This window comes from Tenacibaculum xiamenense (assembly GCF_964513065.1).
Classification (GTDB): Bacteria; Bacteroidota; Bacteroidia; order Flavobacteriales; family Flavobacteriaceae; genus Polaribacter; species Polaribacter xiamenense.
This window is the reverse complement of the sequence record NZ_CAZEQU010000034.1, coordinates 209,938-231,870: the sequence shown is the minus strand read 5'-3', so window position 1 is coordinate 231,870 and position 21,933 is coordinate 209,938. Positions and strand designations below refer to the sequence as shown.

Sequence of the window (21,933 nt, the reverse complement as noted above, 5' to 3'; positions counted from 1 at the left end):
AACAGCTATGTATTTATAGGTGAAATGACAATTTGAATGAGTAAAGAAATATTTCACTCAAATGAACTTTCCTTCTTTTAAGATTAAGTAAGTAAATTTTCACTAACTAACCATTAAACTGTCTTAAATGATAATCCAAATGTTTCCAAATAAGTCGTCCCCAATCTTTTTCAGATAACGAGCCAAAAAATGGATGTGGGTTTAAATTTCTTTTTTCTAATACTTCTTTTAACAACTCAAACAATAAATCTTTTTCTTTTTGAAACCTGCCAACCATATAGGTGTTTTTCTTAATGTCCATTTTTTGTGGAGTAGAAACACCTTTAAACCAAGGTAAACCATACAAGGCTACCCATTTACCAAAACTCGTTCTCATTATAAAACTGCCCTCTAAATCATTCTGTTCTATTTTCCCCAAACCTAACTCCAATTGCTTACCACAATGATTTAGCATTTCGGAAATATTCATGGTTCCCCACTTTCTCTCATTATCAGCATTTAATTTTTCTATTCTTGATACAATTTCTAAATAGTCCGATTTTTGAAAAATATTAGATGGCATTTGCGGATATAATTTTTGGAAAACTAAAATACTCAATTATTAAAAACTCAGTCAAAAAAAATCCATTGTTTAAAACAATGGATTTAACAATTAAGTCTATTTTTTTCTATTAATAGGCATTCACTCCTACTACAATATATTTTAGCTCAACATCCTCATCTTTAACACTAAAATGAATTGCAATTGGTTGAGGGTCACTCTGATTAAAGATTACAGTACTTGTTGTTTTAAAAGCTTGTTTGAATGGAGAGCCTTTTAATTGCTCAGAATCTAGCTCTTCAAGTTCAATGTGAAAATATGGAGGATTTTGTTGAGAAGGTCCATTATAATGCATATCATATACTTCTATCTGATTTTCTCCTTCTTTCAAAAAAAGATAATAGGTTCCTGAATTTACAATAGGAAAATGTGTAAAGTTATCACCATGGTCTACAGGTGTAGCATGAATAGGAATATTTTTAGGACCGTGATGCGGTGGAGCAAAAACGTCTTCAATGTCGTGAACTGGCGTAATAGTTTCTGTTGCATTATCAACTTGAAACTGATCTGAAGCTAATTTAATTATCTCTTGTAGAGATAATTCTTCCTTTATGGAAATGGGGGTTAAAGTAGTCATAAAACTAAGTTTTGGTTAATACTAAAACTAAGATAGCCAATCTTTTAACCACTTATAAAGGGGAAAAACACCCTAAAAAAAATCAGCTGCGCTTATAAGATTGTTTTATCATAAAACAGTTTCAAGTTAACTTTATAAAGCCCCTTTATAACGGGAAAAACGAAATAGGCTAAAACAAAATTTTCAAAATCATAGATAACATTAAATAAAGTTAATTGAATGTTCAATTTCAACAATTTTGAATAACAAATAATGTATCTTTAAACGAAAATAAATTCAAAAAAACAGATGAAACAAAATATAAACCTGGCTGTTTTAATTGATGGAGACAATATACCTTCCGCCAATGTAAAAGAAATGATGGAAGAAATTGCCAAATATGGCAATCCAACAATTAAAAGAATCTATGGTGATTGGACCAAACCTGGTTTAACAAAATGGAAAAATCTACTTCTTGAAAATGCCATTACTCCCGTTCAACAATATGCGTATACTTCTGGAAAAAATGCAACCGATTCTGCCATGATTATCGATGCCATGGATATACTTTACAGCGGAAAAGTAGATGGTTTTTGTCTTGTTTCAAGTGATAGCGATTTTACTCGTTTGGCTACTAGATTAAGAGAAGCACGCATGACCGTAATTGGCATTGGTGAAAAAAAGACTCCCAATCCTTTTATTGTAGCTTGCGACAAGTTTATTTATATTGAAATTTTAAAGAAACAATCTGAAGAAAAAGTTGAAAACAAAGACGAAGAAGTTCCAAATGTGGATAAAATAACTCGAAAAGTTATAAACTTAATATCTTCTACCATAAATGACGTATCAGATGATGATGGATGGGCTTTTCTTGGAGATGTTGGTAGTTTACTACTTAAAAAACGTCCAAATTTCGATTCAAGGAATTATGGCTTTGAAAAATTAACCCCTTTGATCGAGTCGATTGAAAAGTTCGAAATAGAAAAAAGAATCAATCATAAAAACAGACATAAACTAGTATTTGTTAAAATAAAAGAAACAAATTCAAAAAGAGGCAAAAAATAATGTCTTTCCTAAAGCTTTGATCTATTTATTAAATCACTATGAGTAATATTTTATAAACTATTTATAACCATTTATTTTTCTGAAAAATCTTGGTTAAAATCGCCGTTTTAATCACCTATTCTTCCTGTCAAAAAGTTTACATTTCAATTTTAACCTTCTATAATCATAATTTTATGTAGCTTTATAAACTGCATAAATTAAATGAACAATTTACAAATGAAAAAACTAACGATACTTTCAATGGTAGTAGCCAGTATTTTTGCTATTTCCTGTAAAAAAGAAAGCAACACTACACAAAACAAAGAGAATCCAGATGTATTTTCTGCCGAAGAAAAAAAAGATTCTACAAATATTAAGCACCTATTTAACACCGCTCTTACTGAAGGAAAATCTTACGAATGGCTGAGAGAATTAACATCCATTGGAGGAAGACTTTCGGGATCTGAAGAAGCTGCTAAGGCAGTTGTTTGGGGTGAAAAAGTAATGAAAGAAGTTGGTTTAGATTCTGTATGGCTCCAACCTGTAATGGTACCTCATTGGGTACGTGGTGAAAAAGAGGTAGCCAACTATATGTTTAATGGAGAAAAAATAAATGTACCACTTTGTGCCCTTGGTTTTTCTATTGCCACTCCATCTAATGGAATAACTGCAGAAGTAATTGAAGTAAAAAGTCTAAAAGAGGCCGAGTCTTTAGGCGAAAAGGCAAAAGGTAAAATCGTTTTTTTTAACGGTGCTTTTGACAATACTTTGATTAATACATTCCATGCTTACGGAGGTTGTGTAGGACAACGTTTTGCTGGAGCTGCTACTGTTGGTAAATTTGGGGCTGTCGGTATGATTGTTCGTTCTATGACTAATGGAATTAACGACTACCCTCACACAGGGTCAATGAGTTACAAAGACTTGCCTGAAGATAAATACATTCCCGCCGCTGCCATTAGTTCAAGAGCAGCTGAAAATTTAAGTAAACACCTAAAAGAAACTCCTAATTTAAAATTCTACTTTAAGCAAAGTTGTAAAACCTTACCAGATGCCCCTTCTTTTAATGTTGTAGGGCAAATCAATGGAACGGAAAACCCAGATAAAATTATGGTTGTTGGCGGTCATTTGGATTCATGGGATTTAGGTGAAGGTGCCCATGATGATGGTGCTGGTATTGTACAATCATTGGAAGTGGCTTACTTATTGAAGAAGAATGGTATCAAGCCTAAAAATACTGTTAGAGTTGTATTTTTTATGAACGAAGAAAACGGTTTACGTGGTGCTACCGAATATAATCGACTTGCTAAAGAGAACGGTGAAATTCATATTGGTGCCCTAGAATCGGATGCAGGGGGACATACACCAAGAGGTTTCTCTATTGATGCTAATGAGAAAAATGTTGACTTGGTACAAAGCTGGAAAAAATTATTAGCTCCTTATGGTTTACATGATTTACTAAAAGGAGGTGCAGGAGCTGACATCGGTCCCTTAAAAGACGATCATGTTACCCTTGTTGGATATAGACCTGACTCACAACGCTATTTTGATTATCACCATACCGAAATAGACACCTTTGATAAAGTTAATAAGCGTGAACTTGAATTGGGAAGCGCTTCTATGGCAAGTATTGTATACCTAATGGACAAATATTTATATACTGAAGACACTTTAAAACCATAAAACTCAAAAGCGGAATTATTAGAAATTCCGCTTTTTTAATTAGAATCAAACCCAAAATGAGAAAATTAATTCTTTCCCTTTTAATCGTCGGTATTTTTCAGTCTTGTAAAAAGCAAACTCAAGCCGATATACTTGTTATTAACTCCAAAACCTATACAGTTAATCAAAATTTTGAAATAGCTGAAAGCTTTGCTATAAAAGATGGTAAATTTATTGCTATTGGAAGTTCTGAGGATATCCAAAAAACTTATAAAGCATCTAAAATTATTGATGCCGAAGGAAAAACTATTTACCCTGGTTTTATTGATGGACATTGTCATTTTTACGGTTTAGGACTTACACAACAAAAGATAAATTTAGTTGGTACAAAAAGTTATGATGATGTTTTACAAAAGCTAGAGAAATTTCAAAAAGAAAAAAACACCTCTTTTATCACTGGTAGAGGTTGGGATCAAAATGATTGGGATGTCAAGGAGTTCCCAACAAAAGAAAAACTCGATATTCTATTCCCAAAAATACCTGTAGCAATAACAAGAGTTGATGGCCATGCTATGTTGGTAAATCAAGCTGCCATTGATTTAGCCGGTATTTCTCTCGACTCCGAAATAGCTGGAGGAGAATTCATAAAAAAAGATGGTAAACTAACTGGGGTTTTAATCGATAATGCCATGAACTTTATAAAAACTCCTTTACCTACCAAAAAAGAACAAATTCAAGCATTAAAAGATGCCCAAAAGATTTGTTTTGACCTTGGTCTTACTACAGTTGACGATGCTGGTTTAGACAAAGAAGTTATTGAACTTATTGATAGTTTGCAGCAAACAGGAGAAATAAAAATGCGTATCTACGCTATGATTTCAAATAACAAAGAGAATCTTGATTACTATTTGAAAAAAGGAATTATAAAAACAGATAAACTACATGTTCGATCAGTTAAAGTTTATGCAGATGGTGCTTTAGGTTCAAGAGGTGCTGCTTTAAAAGATGAATACGCCGATAAAAAAGGACACTTTGGAGCTCTTGTGAATTCTTATAATGATCTTCAAAAGCTAGCACAAAGAATAGCAGATTCAGACTATCAAATGAATACCCATGCAATTGGCGATTCCGCGAATTATGTAATGTTAAAAACATATCATGAGGCTTTGAAAAATAAAAGTGATAGACGTTGGAGAATTGAACATGCCCAAGTAGTAGATTTAAAGGATTTTGATTTGTTTAAAAAAGTCCTTCCTTCTATTCAACCAACGCATGCCACTTCCGATATGTACTGGGCAGAAGATCGTGTTGGAGAAAAAAGAGTTCAGGGAGCCTATGCTTATAACGACTTATTAAATCAATATGGAAAAGTAGCTTTAGGAACAGACTTTCCTGTTGAAAAAGTAAATCCCTTCTATACTTTTTATGCGGCAACTATACGAAAAGACTTAAAAGGTTATCCAGAAAATGGTTTTCAAATGAAGAACGCTTTATCAAGAGAAAATACACTTAAAGGAATGACTATATGGAATGCTTATGGTAATTTTGAAGAGAATGAAAAAGGTAGTATTGAAATAGGGAAAGTAGCGGATTTTATTATTCTCGATCAAGATATTATGGAAGTCGATGGCAAAAAAATCCCAGACACAAAGGTTATATCGACATACATCAATGGGGAAAAAGTAAAATAATTGCATCTTTTCTAAAGAAACTTTGTCTACTAATAAATCAAAAGTATCATGACAAAGCTTCAACGAAAAACAGCATTTTACAAACAAATACAATTAGGAAAAATGGCGTTTAAAAGTTCAGACTTTGAAACGTCATTTTATCATTTTGAAAATGCCCATATTTTAGGTCAAAAAAATGTATACCGACATACCTTATCTCATTTTTGGATGCTTCTCTTAGGAATAAAATCGAAAAATTATAAAGAAATAGTAGGTCAATTCTTTCGAATTACGGCTTCAATATTTTTCACATTAATCTGGGTACCAAAGGGAAATACGGGAGGCTCAAATATTTCACCTATAAAACCAATACCGATAAGAAAAGAACTTCAGAAATATTTTTAATTCGAAATGCATCTTTTCAATAAAATTATGGTCTACTATATGAACATTAAAAATAATCATTATGACATATAAAACTCAATGTACTTGCACCTGTGATGGATGTGCAAGTGGTAACTGTAAAAACTGTTCTTGTACTAACTGTACTTGTAATAATTGTAATTGTTAAACTAAGGTGTCGTTTATTGGAGTTCTTTGGCCTCGATAAACGACATTTTTCGTAAATTTATATAATGACAACAAAACAAGTTTGGAGCAAATATTCAGATGATTTAAAACGTTTTATCTTTAGTAAAGTGAAAGATCAAACTGCTACAGATGACATTCTTCAGGATGCCTTTATAAAAATCCACACAAAACTTCATACCTTAAAAGATATTACCAAGTTAAAACCTTGGATTTTTAGCATTACCCGAAATTCAATTATTGATTATTTTAAAATTACAAATCAAACATTTGATGCCGCCATTTTTGAAGAAAATCCCGGAGATCATGATCATTCTCATACCGAACAAGATTGTTTAAGAGGTATTTTAAAAAACTTGCCTAAAAAGTATCGTGATCCTCTCTTTTTGTCTGATATAAAAGGGATAAAACAACAAGAGGTTGCGGATCAATTAAAACAAAGCTTGTCTACTACAAAATCACAAATCCAAAGAGCACGAAAATTAATTGCTCAAGGATTTATGGATTGCTGTGGATTTGTTATGAATGAAAATGGAAAACTAGTTGGTGAAATTAAAGACAAAGACGACTGTAAAATTTGTAATTAAATAAAACTGTGTTTACAGTAAGGTGATGTTGATTTGATTTTTTTACTAAAATTAAAATCAAACCCTTTATGAAAAATTATTTTCTATTTTCTCTGTTTTGTTTAACAATACTAACAGCTTGTAGTAATCAAGATGATCCTAACAATCCATCGCCTAAAAAACCATTAATCATTGCACATCGAGGAGCTCAATCAATACTTCCTGAGCATACTCTTGAAGCCTATGAAAAAGCCATTGAAATGGGAGCTAATTACATTGAACCTGATTTAGTACTTACAAAAGATGGTCATTTAATTGTAAGACATGAACCCATGCTTTCAGGAACTACCAACGTTTCGGAACTAGCAGAATTCACTCAACTAAAAACAACAAAAAACATTGATGGGAAACTTGTTACAGATTGGTTCGCTTCGGATTTCACCTTGGAGCAAATTAAAAAACTAAGAGCCAAACAAGCATATCAAGGTAGACCCACTAATTATGACAATCAATTCTCAATACCAACATTTGAGGAAGTTATTGAACTCGCCAAAAAAGAATCTGTTAACCTTGCCGAACCGATAGGTATTTATCCTGAGATAAAGCATCCCTATTTTCACAATGAAATATTTGTAAATCATTTCATGGAAAACAAGCTCATAAAACTTTTACAGAAACATAACTTTGACAACGCCCAAGCTCCAGTATTTGTTCAATGTTTTGAGGTTGAACCTTTACAATACTTAAACACAAAATTATCTGTAAAATTGGTACAATTAATTTCTACTTACAATATCAATGAAGATGGTTCTTTAGACTTTACTGTTCCTCAAGGAGATTTTGTTTCATATGGCGCTCCATATGATTTTTACAAAAAAGGAGATCCTAGAACTTATGAATACTTCACTACGGAAGAAGGAATGAAATTTACTGCAACTTATGCTGACGGAATTGGGCCTTGGAAACCGTTTATTATTTCTTACAAAACCAAAAGTAACGGAAAGAAAGTAGTACTTCTTCCAACAAATTTTGTTAAACTAGCACATGAAAATAATCTTCAAGTGCATCCATATACTTTCCGAAATGAAAACGCGCAATGGAGCAATGGAAACCCAGAAAAAGAATATCACCTATTCTTTGATGCGGGTATTGATGGATTATTTACCGATTATACTAACGAGGCTGTTGATGCTTTAAATTCTTGGTTAGACAAACAATAAATAATAGAGTAACAGAACTCCTTATCAATCAAAATAAGGAGTTCTTGCTCAAATCCCTTAGCTTAAACTTAGGAGATATTCTAGGAAAACAAATACAATAGGCATTTTCTAAAAAATAAAACTTAGCTGACAAACGAATCTTTTGTAATTTTGTGTAAAATGGACACTAAATGAAGAAACCTCAAAATATAAGAGTTGCTGTAGATGCTGTTGTTTTTGGATATGAACAAAAGAAACTTTCTGTTTTATTAATTAAAAGAGGCGTTGAACCTTTTAAAGGTAGTTGGGCACTTCCTGGAGGATTGGTTTTGGAAGATGAATCATTAGAAACCGCTGTACAACGAGAACTTCAAGAAGAAACAGGCGTAACCATAGACTATCTTGAACAGTTATATACCTTCGGAATACCTGGAAGAGACCCGAGAAATAGAGTGGTTTCTGTAACGTATTTTGGTTTAGTAAGTCCGAATCACTTTAAAATTAGTGCCGACACAGATGCTGATGATGTAGAATGGTTTTCTATAGATAAACTTCCCAATCTCGCCTTCGATCATGATATCATTCTTAAAACAGCGCTTCAAAGACTTAAAAATAAAATTAACTACCAGCCAATAGGTTTTGAATTATTAAAAAAGGAATTTCCCTTTTCCGATTTAGAAAATCTATACCAAACAATTCTTAACAGAAAAATTGATCGACGAAACTTTAGAAAGAAAATATTAAGTTTTGGAATACTTACTGAAACTGATAAAATACACCAACCTTCGAGCGGTAGACCTGCAAAACTATTTAAGTTTAATGCTAAAAAATATAAAGAACTCGAAGAGAACGGTTTCCACTTCGAAATAAAGTTTGCGTAAAAAAAACACAAAAATATTTTTCTATCTATAAATCTTTTTTATTTTTGCGTTAAAATTACGCAATATGATTTTAAATTTAGATACGCAGTTCACTCCTTTCGGAAACAATAATTCAATAGAATTTAGTCATTTCACCTTTTCTGGAGGTGAACCACATATTAAAATCATGTCGGATTTATCAAGCGTTGATGAAGTAACCATTACACATCGAATTCGATCGTTTAACGATATAGGGACTTTATTACTAGCAACAAATGCATTAAGAAACATGGAAGTTCAAAAATTACATGTAGTACTCCCCTATTTCCCAGCAGCGAGACAAGATAGATTGATGGTCTCGGGAGAACCTTTGTCAGTGAAAGTATATGCTGACATTATTAATCAACAAGGGTATTTTTCAGTAACCATATTTGACCCGCATTCAGAGGTTACTCCCGCATTGTTGAATAATTGTAAAGTAATTGACAACTTTACTTTCATTGATAACGTAGTAAAGCAGTTATCTACAGACACTCTGTTAATTTCTCCTGACGGAGGAGCTTTGAAGAAAATATATAAGGTAGCTGCTCACCTACAGAATTATGAAGTGGTAGAAGGCTCGAAAAGTAGAAATGTAAAAACAGGTCAGTTAACAGGTTTTAAAGTTTATGCTGATGACTTACAAGGAAGGGACTGCTTAATTGTGGATGATATTTGTGATGGAGGTGGAACATTTTTAGGCTTAGCCAAAGAATTAAAAAAGAAAAACGCTGGAAAGTTATATTTAGCCGTTAGTCATGGAATTTTCAGCAAAGGGTTTGACGAGTTAGGAAAAACCTTCGCCAAAATTTATACTACGGATAGTTTTAAAAACATTGATAACGAACATTGTGTTCAAGTTAAATTAGAAGAAATACTAAAAAATTAAGTTATGAAAACAGTAACACTTTACAGACCCATTGGTGAAAAGGAGTTGCTATTAATTGCCGAGAATGATTTCACTTCATTTCCCCCGAGGCTAGATTGGCAACCAATATTCTACCCTGTTTTAAATGAAGAATATGCTTGTGAAATTGCTTCAAAATGGAATACAGGAGATGAGTTTGGAAATTACTTAGGTTTTGTTACCGAGTTCCGAATCTCACATAAAGAATTCAGTAAATATAAAATTCAAAATGTTGGAGGTAGCATACATGATGAATTATGGGTTCCTGCAAATGAACTTGAAACTTTCAATAATGCTATAGTAGGAAAAATAAATATAATTAAGGTTTATGTAGGCTCTGATTTTAAAGAAGCTTACTCACCAATCTCAAAGGAAATTATAGAACGATTAAATAAAAAACTATGAAACTAAAAACAAAGCTATATAAAGAACAATTAAAAGAATGGCCTCAGAATGGTCATCATATCATGGCGCAGTATGATGATAACAAAGTTACTGTGTATCAATCATATCGACCAGAAATAGGGAATTTTGCTGTGAAAAATCAGTTTTTCGGAGGTGCCTTTAGATATACTCGAATGACGTGGATAAAACCGAACTTTTTATGGATGATGTATCGAAACGGTTGGGGAACAAAGGAAGGTCAGGAAGTCGTATTGGCAATTCACCTAAAAAGAGAAGCCTTTGAACGCTACTTAAACCAAGCCGTGTACTCTAGCTTTAAAAGTGAACTTTATGAAAACTGGGATTCTTGGCAAGAAGAAGTTAAAAATTCGTCAATAAGACTGCAATGGGATCCCGATCATGATCCATATGGAGCTAAACTGGAAAGACGAGCCATACAAATAGGTATTAGAAATGAAGAGATTATTCAATACGCAAAACACGATATTTTAGAAATAGAAGATATCTCAGAATTTGTAAAAGAACAATACGCTCATGTATTGAATAAGAATCTAGATCAATTAATAATCCCTGATGAGAAACCGTATATTCCATTTCATTCAGATGTAAGGAAAAGATTAATGTTAGAAACAACGAGTCATGAAAAATAATTGTATCACATCAACTTTTATTGGATTAGCTGTGGGTGACGCCTTAGGAGTTCCTGTGGAATTTAGAAGTAGAGAATCCTTAAGGCAAAATCCAGTTGTTGACATGCGGTCATTTGGTACACATGAACAGCCCAAAGGCACGTGGTCCGATGATAGCTCTCTTACTTTTTGCTTGGCTGAAAGTTTATGTAATGGCTATGATTTAAAGGATATTTCAATAAAGTTCGCTCAATGGTATTCAGAACTCATATGGACACCACATGGAAAAGTATTTGATATTGGAAATACTACCAGAAGAGCTATTGAGGAATTCATTAGAAATAATAAAACTAGAACCCTGTTTGGTGGTAGTTCTGAATATGATAATGGTAACGGTTCTCTAATGAGAATTAGTCCCTTAGTCTATTATATTAAAGATGTTTCAATTGAAAAACGATTCGATATAATTAAAGATATTTCTAAACTGACACATGGACATATAAGATCTATTATCAGCTGTTTTATCTATTTGGAATTCTTTATCGAAGTAATTAATGGGCAAAAATTAAAAGATGCTTATGACAAAATGAAAATAACTGTAAATAACTTTTTACTTGCTAACCCAATATGTTCTCAGAAAGAGATTGATATTTTTAACAGAGTTTTGACTTCCGATATTGAAACGTTTAAGGAAGATGAAATCAAATCAGGAGGATATGTGGTGCATACTTTAGAAGCTTCGCTATGGTGCTTACTAAATACAAACAGTTATTCTGAAGCTGTCTTAAAAGCAATGAACTTAGGAGATGATACTGACACAACAGCGACAGTTGTAGGGGCTATCGCTGGAATGCACTATGGCTTAACTGAAATTCCAAAAGAATGGATTGAATCACTAGCGAGAAAAGAAGATATTTTCAATTTGAGCAATCAATTTGTCCAAAAATATGGTTATGAAAGTTAAAAAATAAACAAAAATGAAAATTAAAGTTCTAAAAGGAGATATTACAACGGTTCAAGTAGATGCTATCGTAAATGCTGCCAACTCTAGTTTACTAGGAGGAAGTGGTGTTGATGGAGCTATTCATAAAGCTGGAGGTAGTACCATTTTAGAAGCATGTAGACAGATAAGAAATAAACAAGGTAAATGTAATGTTGGTGAAGCTGTCATAACAACAGGAGGTAATTTACCAGCTAAAAAAGTTATTCATACAGTTGGTCCGGTGTACCAAAAAGGGAAAAACAATGAAAAAGAAAAAGAATTATTAACCAACTGTTATGAAAACAGTATCTTACTTGCCAAGGAAAACGATTTACAATCTATTGCTTTTCCGTGCATCAGTACAGGAATTTATCGATTTCCTAAGCAAGTAGCAGCTGAAGTAGCTATTTCGGCTATCAAAAACAACCCAATTCTAAATGAAGTAGTTTTTGTTTGTTTTGATGATGAGAACTATGAAATTTATAAAGAACTATTAAACAATGAATGAAAAAGAGACAAAACGAATCAGTAAATTTTTAAGCTTGATTTTAAGGCATCAACCTGAAAAAATAAGCTTAAACCTAGATAAAAACGGGTGGGCCTCAGTCGAGGAACTCGTTACTAAATCTAAAAATAATGGTATATCATTTACAAAGGATATTTTAGAACAAGTTGTTAGAGATAACGACAAACAACGATTTTCTTTTAACGAAGACCATAGCAAAATTAGAGCGAATCAAGGACATTCTTTAAAGAATGTGGTAGTGTTAACAGAAACTAGCACTCCTCCTCCATTTTTGTATCATGGCACTGTTGCCAAGTTTATGGCTTTAATAAAAGAAACTGGTTTACAAAAAATGAGTAGACAACATGTCCATTTAAGTCTGGACAAAGAAACAGCTATTAAAGTTGGTAGCAGAAGAGGGAAACCGATAATACTTTCTGTTCGCTCTGGTGATATGTTTAAAAATGGATATAAATTCTACCTATCTGAAAATGGAGTTTGGTTAACTGATCATGTACCGCCGGAGTTTATTGAGTTTAAAGATTAACAACATGGAAAAGATAAATCTGTATGAAGACGCATTCATTATTGAAGATTTCTTGTCAATTGACGAATGCAATCAGTATTTGGAACACTATGAAACTATGGAGTTTGAGGAAGCCAAAATTTCTATTCATGGACAACAGATTATGAACAAAGGTGTGAGGAATAACGACAGGTACATTTTTTTTGATAAAAACTTAGGTAATAAGTTATGGATAAGAATAAAAGACCTCATCCCAAACAGAATAGGCTTTTATGAAGCGCTCGAATTAAACGAAATGTTCAGGGTATATAAATATTCACCTGGTCAACGATTCAAAATGCATATTGATGGTAGCTTCCGTAGAAATTTAAACGAAGAAAGTTTATTTTCATTTCTGATTTACCTAAATGACAATTTCGATGGTGGAAATACTAAATTTAGAAAATTCGGCTCTGTTACTCCTAAAAAAGGTATGGCATTTGTCTTTAAACATCGGTTAAGACATGAGGGGGAAGAGATTCTATCTGGTGTAAAATATGTTTTACGTACGGATATAATGTACAGAAGGATCTGACAAGAAATAAATTGATAAATAATATTGTATATGAATAAAGAGCTTAAAGAACTTATTTTCGATCAGATAAATAAAAACAATAAACGAAGAAATAAGGTAGTATTTTTAACAGGTGCAGGTATTTCAGCTGAAAGTGGAATACCTACCTATAGAGGGACTAATGGAATATGGGTAAAAGGTAGTACTTTTTATAAACCTGAATCATTTGGAACTTTTGAGCATTTTTCAAAAAATGCGGATCAAGTTTGGCAATATACTTTCTTTAGAAAGAAGATGTTTCATGATGCTAAACCAAATAAAAACCACAGATTATTGGTCCAAATTGAAAACAACTTGCAAGATAGGTTTCATTGTATTACACAAAACATTGATAACCTCCATCAAAGAGCTGGAACTGAACGTTTATATGAAATACATGGAAATCTCCGTGAAATGAGATGCTCAGAAGAATGTACGAAAGAGGTATATACAATTCCTTCTGAGATTTCTTTAAAAAGGATAGATGAAGACTTAACATGCGATGAGAAAGAATTGCTAAAATGCACAAAATGTGGTGAAGATACTCGTCCAAATATATTATGGTTTGATGAATTTTATAATGAAAGAAACTTCAAACTGCACTCTTCATTAAAACTAGCAAAAAATTCTAGCTTAATGATCATATTGGGCACATCAGGAGCAACCAACTTACCTATTCGTCTTGTAGAGCAAACGCTCAAATATGGTGGTTATGTAATTGATGTTAATCTTGAAGACAATAATTTTACGAAAAGCTTTTCTACGAAAAAACGATTTTATTCAATTAGAGAGGATATTTATTCCTTTCTTGCAGATATGTTACAAATAATAAATTAAAATGAAAACATTTGTTATCGGAGATATTCATGGGGGACTCAAAGCAATTCCACAAGTGCTTAAAAAAGCAAACATAACCAAAGAGGACAAACTAATCTTTTTGGGTGATTATGTAGATGGTTGGAGTGAATCTGCACAGGTAATTGATTTTTTAATTGACTTAGAAGAAACTCATCAATGTATTTTCATTAAGGGAAATCATGACTTATGGTGTGAAGATTGGCTACGAACTGGGCAAGGTGAACCCGTTTGGTTGGCTCACGGTGGGCAAGAAACCGTAAACAGCTACCGTAACTATACAACCGAAGAAAAAGCAAAACATCTTCGTTTTTTCGAATATATGAAACCGTATTATATCGATGAGGAAAATCGTTTGTTTTTACATGCTGGGTTTACTTCAATGCATGGTGTAAAACAAGAAAAATACACCAAGAATTATTTCTTTGATAGAACTCTTTGGGAAACTGCTTTGGTTACTGGAAATAGAGTCGATAAAGAAGCAGATGTGTATCCTGATCGATTAAAACATTATAAAGAAATATACATTGGTCATACTCCTACTATTCGATATAACAAATTGGAGCCGATGAATGCGGCCAATGCATGGAATATTGATACTGGTGCGGCATTTACGGGTTCTCTAACCATTATGAATATTGATACGAAAGAGTTTTGGCAAAGCGATCGTGTAGATAGCTTATATCCAAATGAAATTGGAAGGAATTCCAATCCCTATCGTGTAATTAAGAAAAAGTAGAAAGGATACTAATCAAATCGATTATGGTACATACTTCTGATGCCGATTTACCTCTTCAAGCAAATAGTAAAAAACTTGTTTTTTTAGCGGGTAGTATGTGTATTGATAAAGAAGATGACTGGAGAAAAAACGTTATAAAAAACTTTGCTAACGTTTTCGATTTTATCGATCCAACTAATGAAAATCACAATTTGTTGAACGATTCTCAAATGGAACATCATATCAACTGGGAATTAGAAGGACTTGAACTTTCAGATATCATTTTAATGAACCTTTTACCTGAATCGAAATCTCCAATTTCTATGGTTGAGCTTGGGTTGTATGCAAGATCAAATAAATTGATTATTTGTTGTCCAGAAAACTTCTATCAATACCGATATATAAAAACACTCGCTAAGAAGTATAATGTTGCTTTGTTTACTGAATTAGAAAAAGGAATACAACATTTAAAAAAGGAAATATGAAATACAACAACGAAAATATAATTGAACGCTTTAATAACAACGAAACTTTAAAATTCTTATTCTTTTGGGGACACCAACCCAACAAAGATGGAAGTATTAGTAAAAGTTGTTTTAGTCAATGGTGGGAATCTTCATTCGAAATTGACGGAGTTATCTACCCTACTGCTGAACATTACATGATGGCTGGAAAAGCCAGATTGTTTAAGGACATTGAAATTTTACAGGAAATTTTGAAAGTATCACATCCTCATGACGCAAAAAAGTTAGGAAGAAAGGTAAAGAACTTTGCCCCAGAAATCTGGGATCAACACAAATTTGATATTGTAGTACAAGCAAATCTTGCTAAGTTTTCTCAAAACCCCGAGCTAAAAACATTTTTATTAAATACCAAAGATCGAATCATTGTTGAAGCAAGCCCTGTAGACCCTATTTGGGGAATTGGAATGGCTGCTGACCATCCTGATGTAACAACCCCCAATTTATGGAGAGGATACAATCTTTTAGGTTATGCTTTGATGGAAGTGAGAGATCAGATTCAAACACTATAAATACCTAAACTTTTTTGTATAATTAATAAAAAACTATGAGCTATAAAGATTTTGTAAATATTAATACAACATTCGACAAAGAAGAATTCTATGCTAATGAAAAAATTACAGGAACAATTACTGTTAGAAATGATAGTCCCATAGATCTTGAATTAGAAAACATTAAAATTTCGCTCATTCTAAAACATTATGGAAAAAATAATACTGACAGTATCAATTTAAATTCTCAAAAGAACTATGAATATAAAAGACTTTCAAGAAAACAAACCATAAAGATTGATTTCGTGATACCAGCGGCTTATAATATTACTTTTGAAGGCAAGAATGTAACTCAATCGACATTTATTGTAACGAAAGTGGATATTACCAAAGAGTGTGAAAAATTATTAAGAAATGAAAAACTTTCCAACTTCAAAATCGGAGGGTATGTTAGAGGTCTTTTTACACCAGACTTTTATGATGAAACCAATATTAAAATAACCAAAGGAAATACAAATTATGAATTAAAAAATGCCTCTGGATACATTCATCCAGGAATGAAAAAAGGAAATTCAATACTCCTTGTTGGAGGAATTGCAGCTATCATTCTTGGTATCCTATTTTACGTAAACACAAAAAGTACTGATATATTAATAATAGTAGCATCCATATACGCTATTCTGGTCGCTACGATTTATCATTTTAAAATTGGGCCTTCTAATTCAATAGGTCCAATCAATTTTAAACTACAAAACTTAAAAGATAACTCTTATGAAGTCAATTTAAAATTCAAAAAACGTAGTATAAATATTAAAGAAATTCGCTGTCAATTAATAGGTCAAGAGAAAGTTACTTACCAGAGTGGAAAAAACAGAGCTACGGCAAAAGCTTTTTTCTATAAAGGCGAATCTCATAGGATTCTTCCTCAAGGACTGAAAGTCCTTGATACTATTTCTTTTCCAGAAAAAACATTACCCATAACCATTAAAAATGATGATTTCGAAATTATTTGGTACTTCAAAATAACCATACGAACCAGAAATAATAAAGTTATTTCAGGCAAACATATTGTTGATTTAAAATATAGAAAAGAATAAAATCAAAAATAATTTGTACAAATAATTTAATTTGCGTATTTTTAACGCAAATTAAATTATTCAACTATGAATCCATTATTATATACAGACGGTTACAAAGTAGACCATAGAAGACAATACCCTAATCAAACTACCTTAGTATATTCAAACTGGACTCCAAGAAAAAGTAGAATTAACGGAATTGACAAAGTAGTTTTCTTTGGATTACAATACTTCATCAAAAAGTATATCATTGAAGAATTCCAAACTAATTTCTTTAACAAATCTAAAGAAGAAGTTTGTAAACAATACAGTAGACGTATCAATAATTATCTAGGAGAAAATCAAGTTGGAATTGAACACATTGAAGCTCTGCATGATCTAGGTTTTATTCCAATGGTAATTAAAGCATTGCCTGAAGGTGTTGAAGTTCCTATTAGAGTTCCAATGTTTACTATGTATAATACATTACCTGAATTCTTTTGGTTAACCAATTACTTTGAAACATTATTATCTACTACTGTATGGTTACCATGTAATTCAGCTACCATTGCAAAACAGTACAGAAAAATTTTAGATCAATATGCTCATGAAACCTCTTCTACTCCCGAATTTGTAGATTGGCAAGGACACGACTTTTCTATGCGTGGAATGGCTGGTTTGGAAGCCGCTGAATTAAGCGCTGCTGGGCATTTATTGAGTTTTACTGGTACCGATACCATTCCTGCGATTGACTTCTTAGAGAAGTATTATAATGCTGATTCAGATAAGGAATTGATAGGAGGATCTGTTGCTGCTACTGAACATTCTGTGATGTGTATGGGAACAAATAGTGGTGAAGAAGAAACTTTTAAACGTTTAATTACAGAAGTCTATCCAAAAGGTATTGTATCTATTGTTTCTGATACTTGGGATTTATGGAAAGTGCTTACCGAATACCTACCTAATTTAAAAGAAGAAGTTTTAGCCAGAAATGGAAAAGTAGTAATTAGACCTGATAGTGGTGATCCAGTGGATATTATTTGTGGAAACCCTGAAGGAAAAACTGAGGTTGAACAAAAAGGTGTGATTCAATTATTATGGGAAACCTTTGGTGGTATTACTAATGATAAAGACTATAAAGAATTAGACGCTCATATTGGTGCTATTTATGGAGATAGTATCACCATTGAAAGAGCTACTGAGATTTGTGAACGCCTTAAAAAAAATGGATTCGCTTCTACCAATGTGGTATTAGGGATTGGTTCTTTCACTTATCAATACAATACTCGTGATACATTTGGTTTTGCTATGAAAGCTACCTATGGTGAAGTTGATGGAGAGGGAAGAGAGATTTTCAAAGATCCTATTACCGATGATGGAACAAAAAAATCTGCAAAAGGTTTATTAAAAATTACTTTAGAAAATAGCAAATATCAATTACATGATCAAGTCACTTGGGAAGAAGAACAACAAGGTGCATTAAAAGAAGTGTTTAGAGATGGAAAACTATTGGTTGATGAGAAATTGAATGAGATTAGAAAGAGAATAAAACACCTTTAATATACTTCGATTCTCAAGGAAATAAAACGATCAAAAATCATTATTGTGTGATTTTTGATCGTTCAACGTTAGCAAGTATATTATTTTCTTTTAACTTTAAAAGTATAAGAACCATCGCATGAAATATGAAAGTCTCCTAAATCTCCACTCTTGTGATTCTTAGCTGACTCCAAATCCTCTGAAGCAAAATGCCAATTATTTTCAGTTCCATGGTGTCCTTGTCCTAAACAAATATTATAACTGTTTACTACACCATTACCATATTCAATGGATAATACCCCTGTAAAAGCAAAGTTCAACTTATCTGGTTTAACATTTCCTCCACGGGTATGCATCATATTGTTTGTTTTTCCATCCACAAAATCTTTATAGAACCCAGCACAACTCGAACTACCTTTTCTTCCTGCTTTTACATCTATTTTAAGTGTATTCGGATTATCTGCATTATCTTCGGCATGAATTCCATCAAAAGGTTGATTTTTAGTAACTTTATGATCATCTAACTCAAATTTTAAACTTTTAAGGCTACTATCCCCTTCAATAACGACAATATTCTGGTGCTCACTAGGAGAGACATACAAATGCCCTTTCTTATTTTCACAAAATGCTTCTCCAAACCCTTCAGAATCTCCTTTTAATTCAGCTATTTTTTCCCCCTTTCTTGTTTTAATAGTTAAAATCATGGGTCCGTCTTCGCCTTGTGCCGCTTCTAATGTATATCTACAACTCCCAAAGTGATCAGATGGGTCAAGTTGAAATGTCCCTTCCATTTCACTAACAGCAGCGTCTATAACATCTCCAACACCCAAGGAACTAAGGCATACTTTACGTTTCCCTCCTAAGGATTCATCCCAAAACCCTCCTACTAATTCGTAAACACCAGCCCCCCCAATTTCAAGCGCTCCCACGGCGACACCAAAATTATCTCCTTTAATTGTTTCTTTTCTTGTATGGTTGTATAATGGTATATTATTATTGCTCATAATTAAATTATTTTTAAGTTTTCTAATGATTTCAAACCTTTCTACTGGTAGCTACTTAATTGAATATGGTTTAGATTATTTTAATGTCAACTCTTATCGCCAACACCACAAAAGTATTTACTAAATTGAATGATTTTTGATTACATGTTGTGAATCATAAATTTTATGTTGTAAACGAGCAGTTTTATGTTGTGAATAAAAAAAGAATTAATACACTTATTTTTAAATGATTCCAAGAAATCCATGAGTAATAAACATGATTCATTAGATATCTAAACAACAAAAACGGTCAAATCATCTAATGATTTTGACCGTTTTATTCCCCTTAGTATATTTCTTAGTTCCCCCCTAAGAAATATTTTTTTAAAAATTAAAATTCTATTTTATCATTCCCTTGATTTTTAATAGTTCGACTGTATCTTTGTATAAATAATATCCCATAAAGGCGGAGACAAATCCGGAAATTGGAGCTAACACTAGTCCTATAGAACCTGCGAAAAGAAAAGTTAGCGTAATAAAAGCTACAGTTAAAAAACCAATTCCGAAACATAATAATTCTACCGCTAGTTGATCCACTTTATTTTCCATCTTTTATCTCTTTTTTTTGTTAGTATTTATTCTGATTTTCCAGAAACTCTTGTGAGTTTAATTCCTTTCAGAATCTTGAACAAAGATGCGGTGATATAATCGTAAAAAATATTACACGATATATCACCAACATAAAAAGAGCTCATTAAAAAGTTAAAAAATTATATAGAATCAGCCTTTTACCCCATATTTTTAAAGGGATCTCGTTAGTTTAGTTAAAATATTTATTTAACAAAGTATGAAATCTAGTAAAGATTAGTTGAAGAAAATTCTGTTTAAAACATATAATATTTTTAAAATATTACACGTTTCATCTATTGATATGAAATATTACAAAGGAAGTTAAATTTCAATACAAGTGCCGAATCATATTATAAGTAAAATAAGAATATAGAGAATACATTTTAATTAATTACTGTAACCTGTACATAAGTCCAATATTCACAGATAAGCGATTATTATTAATTAGTGCACCTAGGTCATTTTTTACTACTGAGTTAAATCCTCCTTGACCATCTAATTCCACTAATAAACGTAAACGATCATTAAGCCACCATTTTCGTCCAAAAGAAACCGCGTAACCAAAATCTCCTTTATGAAAGCTATCTGTTATTTCCGTAACCGTTATGGCATTATCACCTTTACCTTGTAAAAGATACCCTCCATAAAAACCTAAACCGATAAACCAGTTTCTTGTTCCTTCAAAATACCAATTAGCCTGAATGGGAAGTGTAATATAATCTAGTTCTATACCTGTGTTATGAACATTATTGTTTGTATCGGTAATTCTACCATTATTCCAACCTTTCTGATCATAAATAAGTTTTGTTTTTATGCTAAACGCATCCGAAAAATAGAATTCGGCAATTGCAGCCAAATTAAATCGTACACGTGTGTTAGAATTTGTTCCAATTCCACCTCCACTTCCACTAGCAATTTGTTTTGTAAAACTTACACCTAAATTCCCACCTATTTCAGTACTTCCTGAATTCTGCGAAACTACATTTGGAACAATAAATAAAACGAATAATATAGAAAGTAGTTTGTTCATGAGTTTGTATCTTTTCTATTTAATAACAGAAATTTGTAATAAAAATTATGTTTGCTTTTCTTTATAATATAATGAAGTTTATCGAATTCTAAACGAAACTCCCAAACCTGCATACCATGTTTCAGAATCCATCCATCCTCCATTAATATCGAGCTGAATATCTCTATGAGGAATCCATGTTAACCCTGTATGAACTCTATTTAAGAATTTGTCATTATAATACTCAATAAAATAGTTAAACTGATCGCTTATTGCTGTTCCTACTAAAAATATATTGTAAAAATTTTCAATATGCCCGATGTTATAAGTAATAAAGAATTTCTCAAAACTTCTGGACATTGCTAGTCTAAAATCATTGACATTGTTCACTAAGTCTCTATTGTATATAAACGAAGTTCCAATACCAAAAGCTGTCTTATCTGGGTTCATTACTACAAATTTTGCTCCAACTGTATTTAAAGCTTTATAGTCAGTGGAAGCTCTTAATTCTATTCGCTTTGTAACGGATCCTCTCAAAAAGGTATTAAAACTAGCATCTGAGATATCATCAAAATAATCTAATCCATTTTCAAATTGAAGTAAATTCGGAACTACTATTGAGTAAGATTCTGTTAAAGTTGGTCTTTGGGCATCAATAATTCCTTTACCATCTTCCTGAGCATTTCCCAAAAGAGGTAACAAAACACATAATATAAGAGGAAATAATTTTCGCATAAAATCTGAATTCATCAATTTTTTCGTTCCTCTAAAATAATAAAATGAAGACAGATATAGAAA

General features: G+C 32.2%; 26 protein-coding genes. 20 read left to right on the top strand and 6 right to left on the bottom strand.

Going from position 1 to position 21,933, the window contains the following annotated elements; all coding sequences use genetic code 11:
- Positions 1-106: 106 nt before the first annotated feature.
- Positions 107-562, bottom strand: coding sequence for a DUF1569 domain-containing protein (locus ACKTTV_RS15735; protein ID WP_408031818.1), 456 nt, complete (start codon positions 560-562; stop codon positions 107-109).
- 109 nt (positions 563-671) lie between these two features.
- Positions 672-1,178, bottom strand: a complete 507-nt coding sequence (locus ACKTTV_RS15730; protein WP_408031817.1) for a hypothetical protein — start codon at positions 1,176-1,178, stop codon at positions 672-674.
- 288 nt (positions 1,179-1,466) lie between these two features.
- Between ACKTTV_RS15730 and ACKTTV_RS15725 the strand changes: the two genes are divergently transcribed.
- The 20 genes from ACKTTV_RS15725 to ACKTTV_RS15630 all read left to right on the top strand — a co-directional run bounded on the left by ACKTTV_RS15725 (position 1,467) and on the right by ACKTTV_RS15630 (position 18,534).
- Entirely contained in the window at positions 1,467-2,222 is a 756-nt protein-coding gene (locus ACKTTV_RS15725) for an NYN domain-containing protein (RefSeq protein ID WP_408031816.1), read from the top strand.
- A 216-nt stretch (positions 2,223-2,438) separates the two neighbouring features.
- Complete coding sequence (locus ACKTTV_RS15720) at positions 2,439-3,884, top strand: M20/M25/M40 family metallo-hydrolase (protein WP_408031815.1); 1,446 nt, start codon at positions 2,439-2,441, stop codon at positions 3,882-3,884.
- A 56-nt stretch (positions 3,885-3,940) separates the two neighbouring features.
- Positions 3,941-5,554 carry an amidohydrolase gene (locus ACKTTV_RS15715; protein ID WP_408031814.1) on the top strand — a complete coding sequence of 538 codons (1,614 nt, stop codon included), beginning with the start codon at positions 3,941-3,943 and terminating at the stop codon, positions 5,552-5,554.
- Positions 5,555-5,602: 48 nt separating this feature from the next.
- On the top strand, positions 5,603-5,938 hold the full coding sequence (locus tag ACKTTV_RS15710) for a DUF3703 domain-containing protein (protein ID WP_408031813.1): 336 nt from the start codon (positions 5,603-5,605) through the stop codon (positions 5,936-5,938).
- A gap of 230 nt (positions 5,939-6,168) precedes the next feature.
- Positions 6,169-6,708: a sigma-70 family RNA polymerase sigma factor gene (locus ACKTTV_RS15705; RefSeq protein ID WP_408031812.1), complete on the top strand. Its 540-nt coding sequence runs from the start codon at positions 6,169-6,171 to the stop codon at positions 6,706-6,708.
- A gap of 68 nt (positions 6,709-6,776) precedes the next feature.
- Entirely contained in the window at positions 6,777-7,907 is a 1,131-nt protein-coding gene (locus ACKTTV_RS15700) for a glycerophosphodiester phosphodiesterase (RefSeq protein WP_408031811.1), read from the top strand.
- 170 nt (positions 7,908-8,077) lie between these two features.
- Positions 8,078-8,767, top strand: coding sequence for an NUDIX hydrolase (locus tag ACKTTV_RS15695; RefSeq protein ID WP_408031810.1), 690 nt, complete (start codon positions 8,078-8,080; stop codon positions 8,765-8,767).
- 64 nt (positions 8,768-8,831) lie between these two features.
- On the top strand, positions 8,832-9,674 hold the full coding sequence (prs, locus tag ACKTTV_RS15690) for a ribose-phosphate diphosphokinase (RefSeq protein ID WP_408031809.1): 843 nt from the start codon (positions 8,832-8,834) through the stop codon (positions 9,672-9,674).
- Positions 9,675-9,677: 3 nt separating this feature from the next.
- Entirely contained in the window at positions 9,678-10,097 is a 420-nt protein-coding gene (locus ACKTTV_RS15685; protein ID WP_408031808.1) for an ADP-ribosylation/crystallin J1, read from the top strand.
- Entirely contained in the window at positions 10,094-10,747 is a 654-nt protein-coding gene (locus ACKTTV_RS15680; protein ID WP_408031807.1) for a DUF4291 domain-containing protein, read from the top strand. The genes ACKTTV_RS15685 and ACKTTV_RS15680 overlap by 4 nt, the downstream gene beginning before the upstream one ends.
- On the top strand, positions 10,737-11,690 hold the full coding sequence (locus tag ACKTTV_RS15675) for an ADP-ribosylglycohydrolase family protein (RefSeq protein WP_408031806.1): 954 nt from the start codon (positions 10,737-10,739) through the stop codon (positions 11,688-11,690). The genes ACKTTV_RS15680 and ACKTTV_RS15675 overlap by 11 nt, the downstream gene beginning before the upstream one ends.
- Positions 11,691-11,703: 13 nt before the next feature.
- Positions 11,704-12,216 carry an O-acetyl-ADP-ribose deacetylase gene (locus ACKTTV_RS15670; RefSeq protein WP_408031805.1) on the top strand — a complete coding sequence of 171 codons (513 nt, stop codon included), beginning with the start codon at positions 11,704-11,706 and terminating at the stop codon, positions 12,214-12,216.
- Positions 12,209-12,760, top strand: coding sequence for an RNA 2'-phosphotransferase (locus ACKTTV_RS15665; protein WP_408031804.1), 552 nt, complete (start codon positions 12,209-12,211; stop codon positions 12,758-12,760). The genes ACKTTV_RS15670 and ACKTTV_RS15665 overlap by 8 nt, the downstream gene beginning before the upstream one ends.
- A gap of 4 nt (positions 12,761-12,764) precedes the next feature.
- Positions 12,765-13,313 carry a 2OG-Fe(II) oxygenase gene (locus tag ACKTTV_RS15660; RefSeq protein WP_408031803.1) on the top strand — a complete coding sequence of 183 codons (549 nt, stop codon included), beginning with the start codon at positions 12,765-12,767 and terminating at the stop codon, positions 13,311-13,313.
- A gap of 30 nt (positions 13,314-13,343) precedes the next feature.
- On the top strand, positions 13,344-14,168 hold the full coding sequence (locus ACKTTV_RS15655) for an SIR2 family NAD-dependent protein deacylase (protein WP_408031802.1): 825 nt from the start codon (positions 13,344-13,346) through the stop codon (positions 14,166-14,168).
- 1 nt (position 14,169) lies between these two features.
- Positions 14,170-14,925 carry a metallophosphoesterase gene (locus ACKTTV_RS15650; RefSeq protein WP_408031801.1) on the top strand — a complete coding sequence of 252 codons (756 nt, stop codon included), beginning with the start codon at positions 14,170-14,172 and terminating at the stop codon, positions 14,923-14,925.
- A 23-nt stretch (positions 14,926-14,948) separates the two neighbouring features.
- Complete coding sequence (locus ACKTTV_RS15645; RefSeq protein ID WP_408031800.1) at positions 14,949-15,389, top strand: nucleoside 2-deoxyribosyltransferase domain-containing protein; 441 nt, start codon at positions 14,949-14,951, stop codon at positions 15,387-15,389.
- Positions 15,386-15,937, top strand: coding sequence for an NADAR family protein (locus ACKTTV_RS15640; protein ID WP_408031799.1), 552 nt, complete (start codon positions 15,386-15,388; stop codon positions 15,935-15,937). Before ACKTTV_RS15645 ends, ACKTTV_RS15640 begins: the two co-directional genes overlap by 4 nt.
- Positions 15,938-15,972: 35 nt before the next feature.
- Positions 15,973-17,013 (top strand): hypothetical protein, encoded by a 1,041-nt coding sequence (locus tag ACKTTV_RS15635; RefSeq protein WP_408031798.1) that lies wholly within the window; start codon positions 15,973-15,975, stop codon positions 17,011-17,013.
- Positions 17,014-17,079: 66 nt separating this feature from the next.
- On the top strand, positions 17,080-18,534 hold the full coding sequence (locus ACKTTV_RS15630; RefSeq protein ID WP_408031797.1) for a nicotinate phosphoribosyltransferase: 1,455 nt from the start codon (positions 17,080-17,082) through the stop codon (positions 18,532-18,534).
- An 80-nt stretch (positions 18,535-18,614) separates the two neighbouring features.
- Here the strand turns inward: ACKTTV_RS15630 and ACKTTV_RS15625 are convergent, their stop codons facing one another.
- From ACKTTV_RS15625 to ACKTTV_RS15610, 4 genes are all read right to left on the bottom strand, one after another.
- A complete protein-coding gene (locus tag ACKTTV_RS15625) occupies positions 18,615-19,517 on the bottom strand; it encodes a hypothetical protein (protein ID WP_408031796.1) in 903 nt (300 codons plus the stop codon).
- Positions 19,518-19,895: 378 nt separating this feature from the next.
- The gene (locus tag ACKTTV_RS15620; protein WP_408031795.1) at positions 19,896-20,105 is read right to left on the bottom strand and encodes a hypothetical protein; all 210 of its coding nucleotides are present in this window, start codon (positions 20,103-20,105) and stop codon (positions 19,896-19,898) included.
- Between the two features lie 412 nt (positions 20,106-20,517).
- Positions 20,518-21,156 (bottom strand): porin family protein, encoded by a 639-nt coding sequence (locus tag ACKTTV_RS15615; RefSeq protein ID WP_408031794.1) that lies wholly within the window; start codon positions 21,154-21,156, stop codon positions 20,518-20,520.
- A 78-nt stretch (positions 21,157-21,234) separates the two neighbouring features.
- Complete coding sequence (locus tag ACKTTV_RS15610) at positions 21,235-21,870, bottom strand: hypothetical protein (RefSeq protein WP_408031793.1); 636 nt, start codon at positions 21,868-21,870, stop codon at positions 21,235-21,237.
- Between the last annotated feature and the right edge of the window lie 63 nt (positions 21,871-21,933).

What these genes read in the sequence shown, in the direction of transcription:
- ACKTTV_RS15735 (WP_408031818.1), bottom strand. Translation starts at nt 562, where the DNA reads ATGCCATCTAATATTTTTCAAAAATCGGACTATTTAGAAATTGTATCA.
- ACKTTV_RS15730 (WP_408031817.1), bottom strand. Translation starts at nt 1,178, where the DNA reads ATGACTACTTTAACCCCCATTTCCATAAAGGAAGAATTATCTCTACAA.
- ACKTTV_RS15725 (WP_408031816.1), top strand. Translation starts at nt 1,467, where the DNA reads ATGAAACAAAATATAAACCTGGCTGTTTTAATTGATGGAGACAATATA.
- ACKTTV_RS15720 (WP_408031815.1), top strand. Translation starts at nt 2,439, where the DNA reads ATGAAAAAACTAACGATACTTTCAATGGTAGTAGCCAGTATTTTTGCT.
- ACKTTV_RS15715 (WP_408031814.1), top strand. Translation starts at nt 3,941, where the DNA reads ATGAGAAAATTAATTCTTTCCCTTTTAATCGTCGGTATTTTTCAGTCT.
- ACKTTV_RS15710 (WP_408031813.1), top strand. Translation starts at nt 5,603, where the DNA reads ATGACAAAGCTTCAACGAAAAACAGCATTTTACAAACAAATACAATTA.
- ACKTTV_RS15705 (WP_408031812.1), top strand. Translation starts at nt 6,169, where the DNA reads ATGACAACAAAACAAGTTTGGAGCAAATATTCAGATGATTTAAAACGT.
- ACKTTV_RS15700 (WP_408031811.1), top strand. Translation starts at nt 6,777, where the DNA reads ATGAAAAATTATTTTCTATTTTCTCTGTTTTGTTTAACAATACTAACA.
- ACKTTV_RS15695 (WP_408031810.1), top strand. Translation starts at nt 8,078, where the DNA reads ATGAAGAAACCTCAAAATATAAGAGTTGCTGTAGATGCTGTTGTTTTT.
- prs (WP_408031809.1), top strand. Translation starts at nt 8,832, where the DNA reads ATGATTTTAAATTTAGATACGCAGTTCACTCCTTTCGGAAACAATAAT.
- ACKTTV_RS15685 (WP_408031808.1), top strand. Translation starts at nt 9,678, where the DNA reads ATGAAAACAGTAACACTTTACAGACCCATTGGTGAAAAGGAGTTGCTA.
- ACKTTV_RS15680 (WP_408031807.1), top strand. Translation starts at nt 10,094, where the DNA reads ATGAAACTAAAAACAAAGCTATATAAAGAACAATTAAAAGAATGGCCT.
- ACKTTV_RS15675 (WP_408031806.1), top strand. Translation starts at nt 10,737, where the DNA reads ATGAAAAATAATTGTATCACATCAACTTTTATTGGATTAGCTGTGGGT.
- ACKTTV_RS15670 (WP_408031805.1), top strand. Translation starts at nt 11,704, where the DNA reads ATGAAAATTAAAGTTCTAAAAGGAGATATTACAACGGTTCAAGTAGAT.
- ACKTTV_RS15665 (WP_408031804.1), top strand. Translation starts at nt 12,209, where the DNA reads ATGAATGAAAAAGAGACAAAACGAATCAGTAAATTTTTAAGCTTGATT.
- ACKTTV_RS15660 (WP_408031803.1), top strand. Translation starts at nt 12,765, where the DNA reads ATGGAAAAGATAAATCTGTATGAAGACGCATTCATTATTGAAGATTTC.
- ACKTTV_RS15655 (WP_408031802.1), top strand. Translation starts at nt 13,344, where the DNA reads ATGAATAAAGAGCTTAAAGAACTTATTTTCGATCAGATAAATAAAAAC.
- ACKTTV_RS15650 (WP_408031801.1), top strand. Translation starts at nt 14,170, where the DNA reads ATGAAAACATTTGTTATCGGAGATATTCATGGGGGACTCAAAGCAATT.
- ACKTTV_RS15645 (WP_408031800.1), top strand. Translation starts at nt 14,949, where the DNA reads ATGGTACATACTTCTGATGCCGATTTACCTCTTCAAGCAAATAGTAAA.
- ACKTTV_RS15640 (WP_408031799.1), top strand. Translation starts at nt 15,386, where the DNA reads ATGAAATACAACAACGAAAATATAATTGAACGCTTTAATAACAACGAA.
- ACKTTV_RS15635 (WP_408031798.1), top strand. Translation starts at nt 15,973, where the DNA reads ATGAGCTATAAAGATTTTGTAAATATTAATACAACATTCGACAAAGAA.
- ACKTTV_RS15630 (WP_408031797.1), top strand. Translation starts at nt 17,080, where the DNA reads ATGAATCCATTATTATATACAGACGGTTACAAAGTAGACCATAGAAGA.
- ACKTTV_RS15625 (WP_408031796.1), bottom strand. Translation starts at nt 19,517, where the DNA reads ATGAGCAATAATAATATACCATTATACAACCATACAAGAAAAGAAACA.
- ACKTTV_RS15620 (WP_408031795.1), bottom strand. Translation starts at nt 20,105, where the DNA reads ATGGAAAATAAAGTGGATCAACTAGCGGTAGAATTATTATGTTTCGGA.
- ACKTTV_RS15615 (WP_408031794.1), bottom strand. Translation starts at nt 21,156, where the DNA reads ATGAACAAACTACTTTCTATATTATTCGTTTTATTTATTGTTCCAAAT.
- ACKTTV_RS15610 (WP_408031793.1), bottom strand. Translation starts at nt 21,870, where the DNA reads ATGCGAAAATTATTTCCTCTTATATTATGTGTTTTGTTACCTCTTTTG.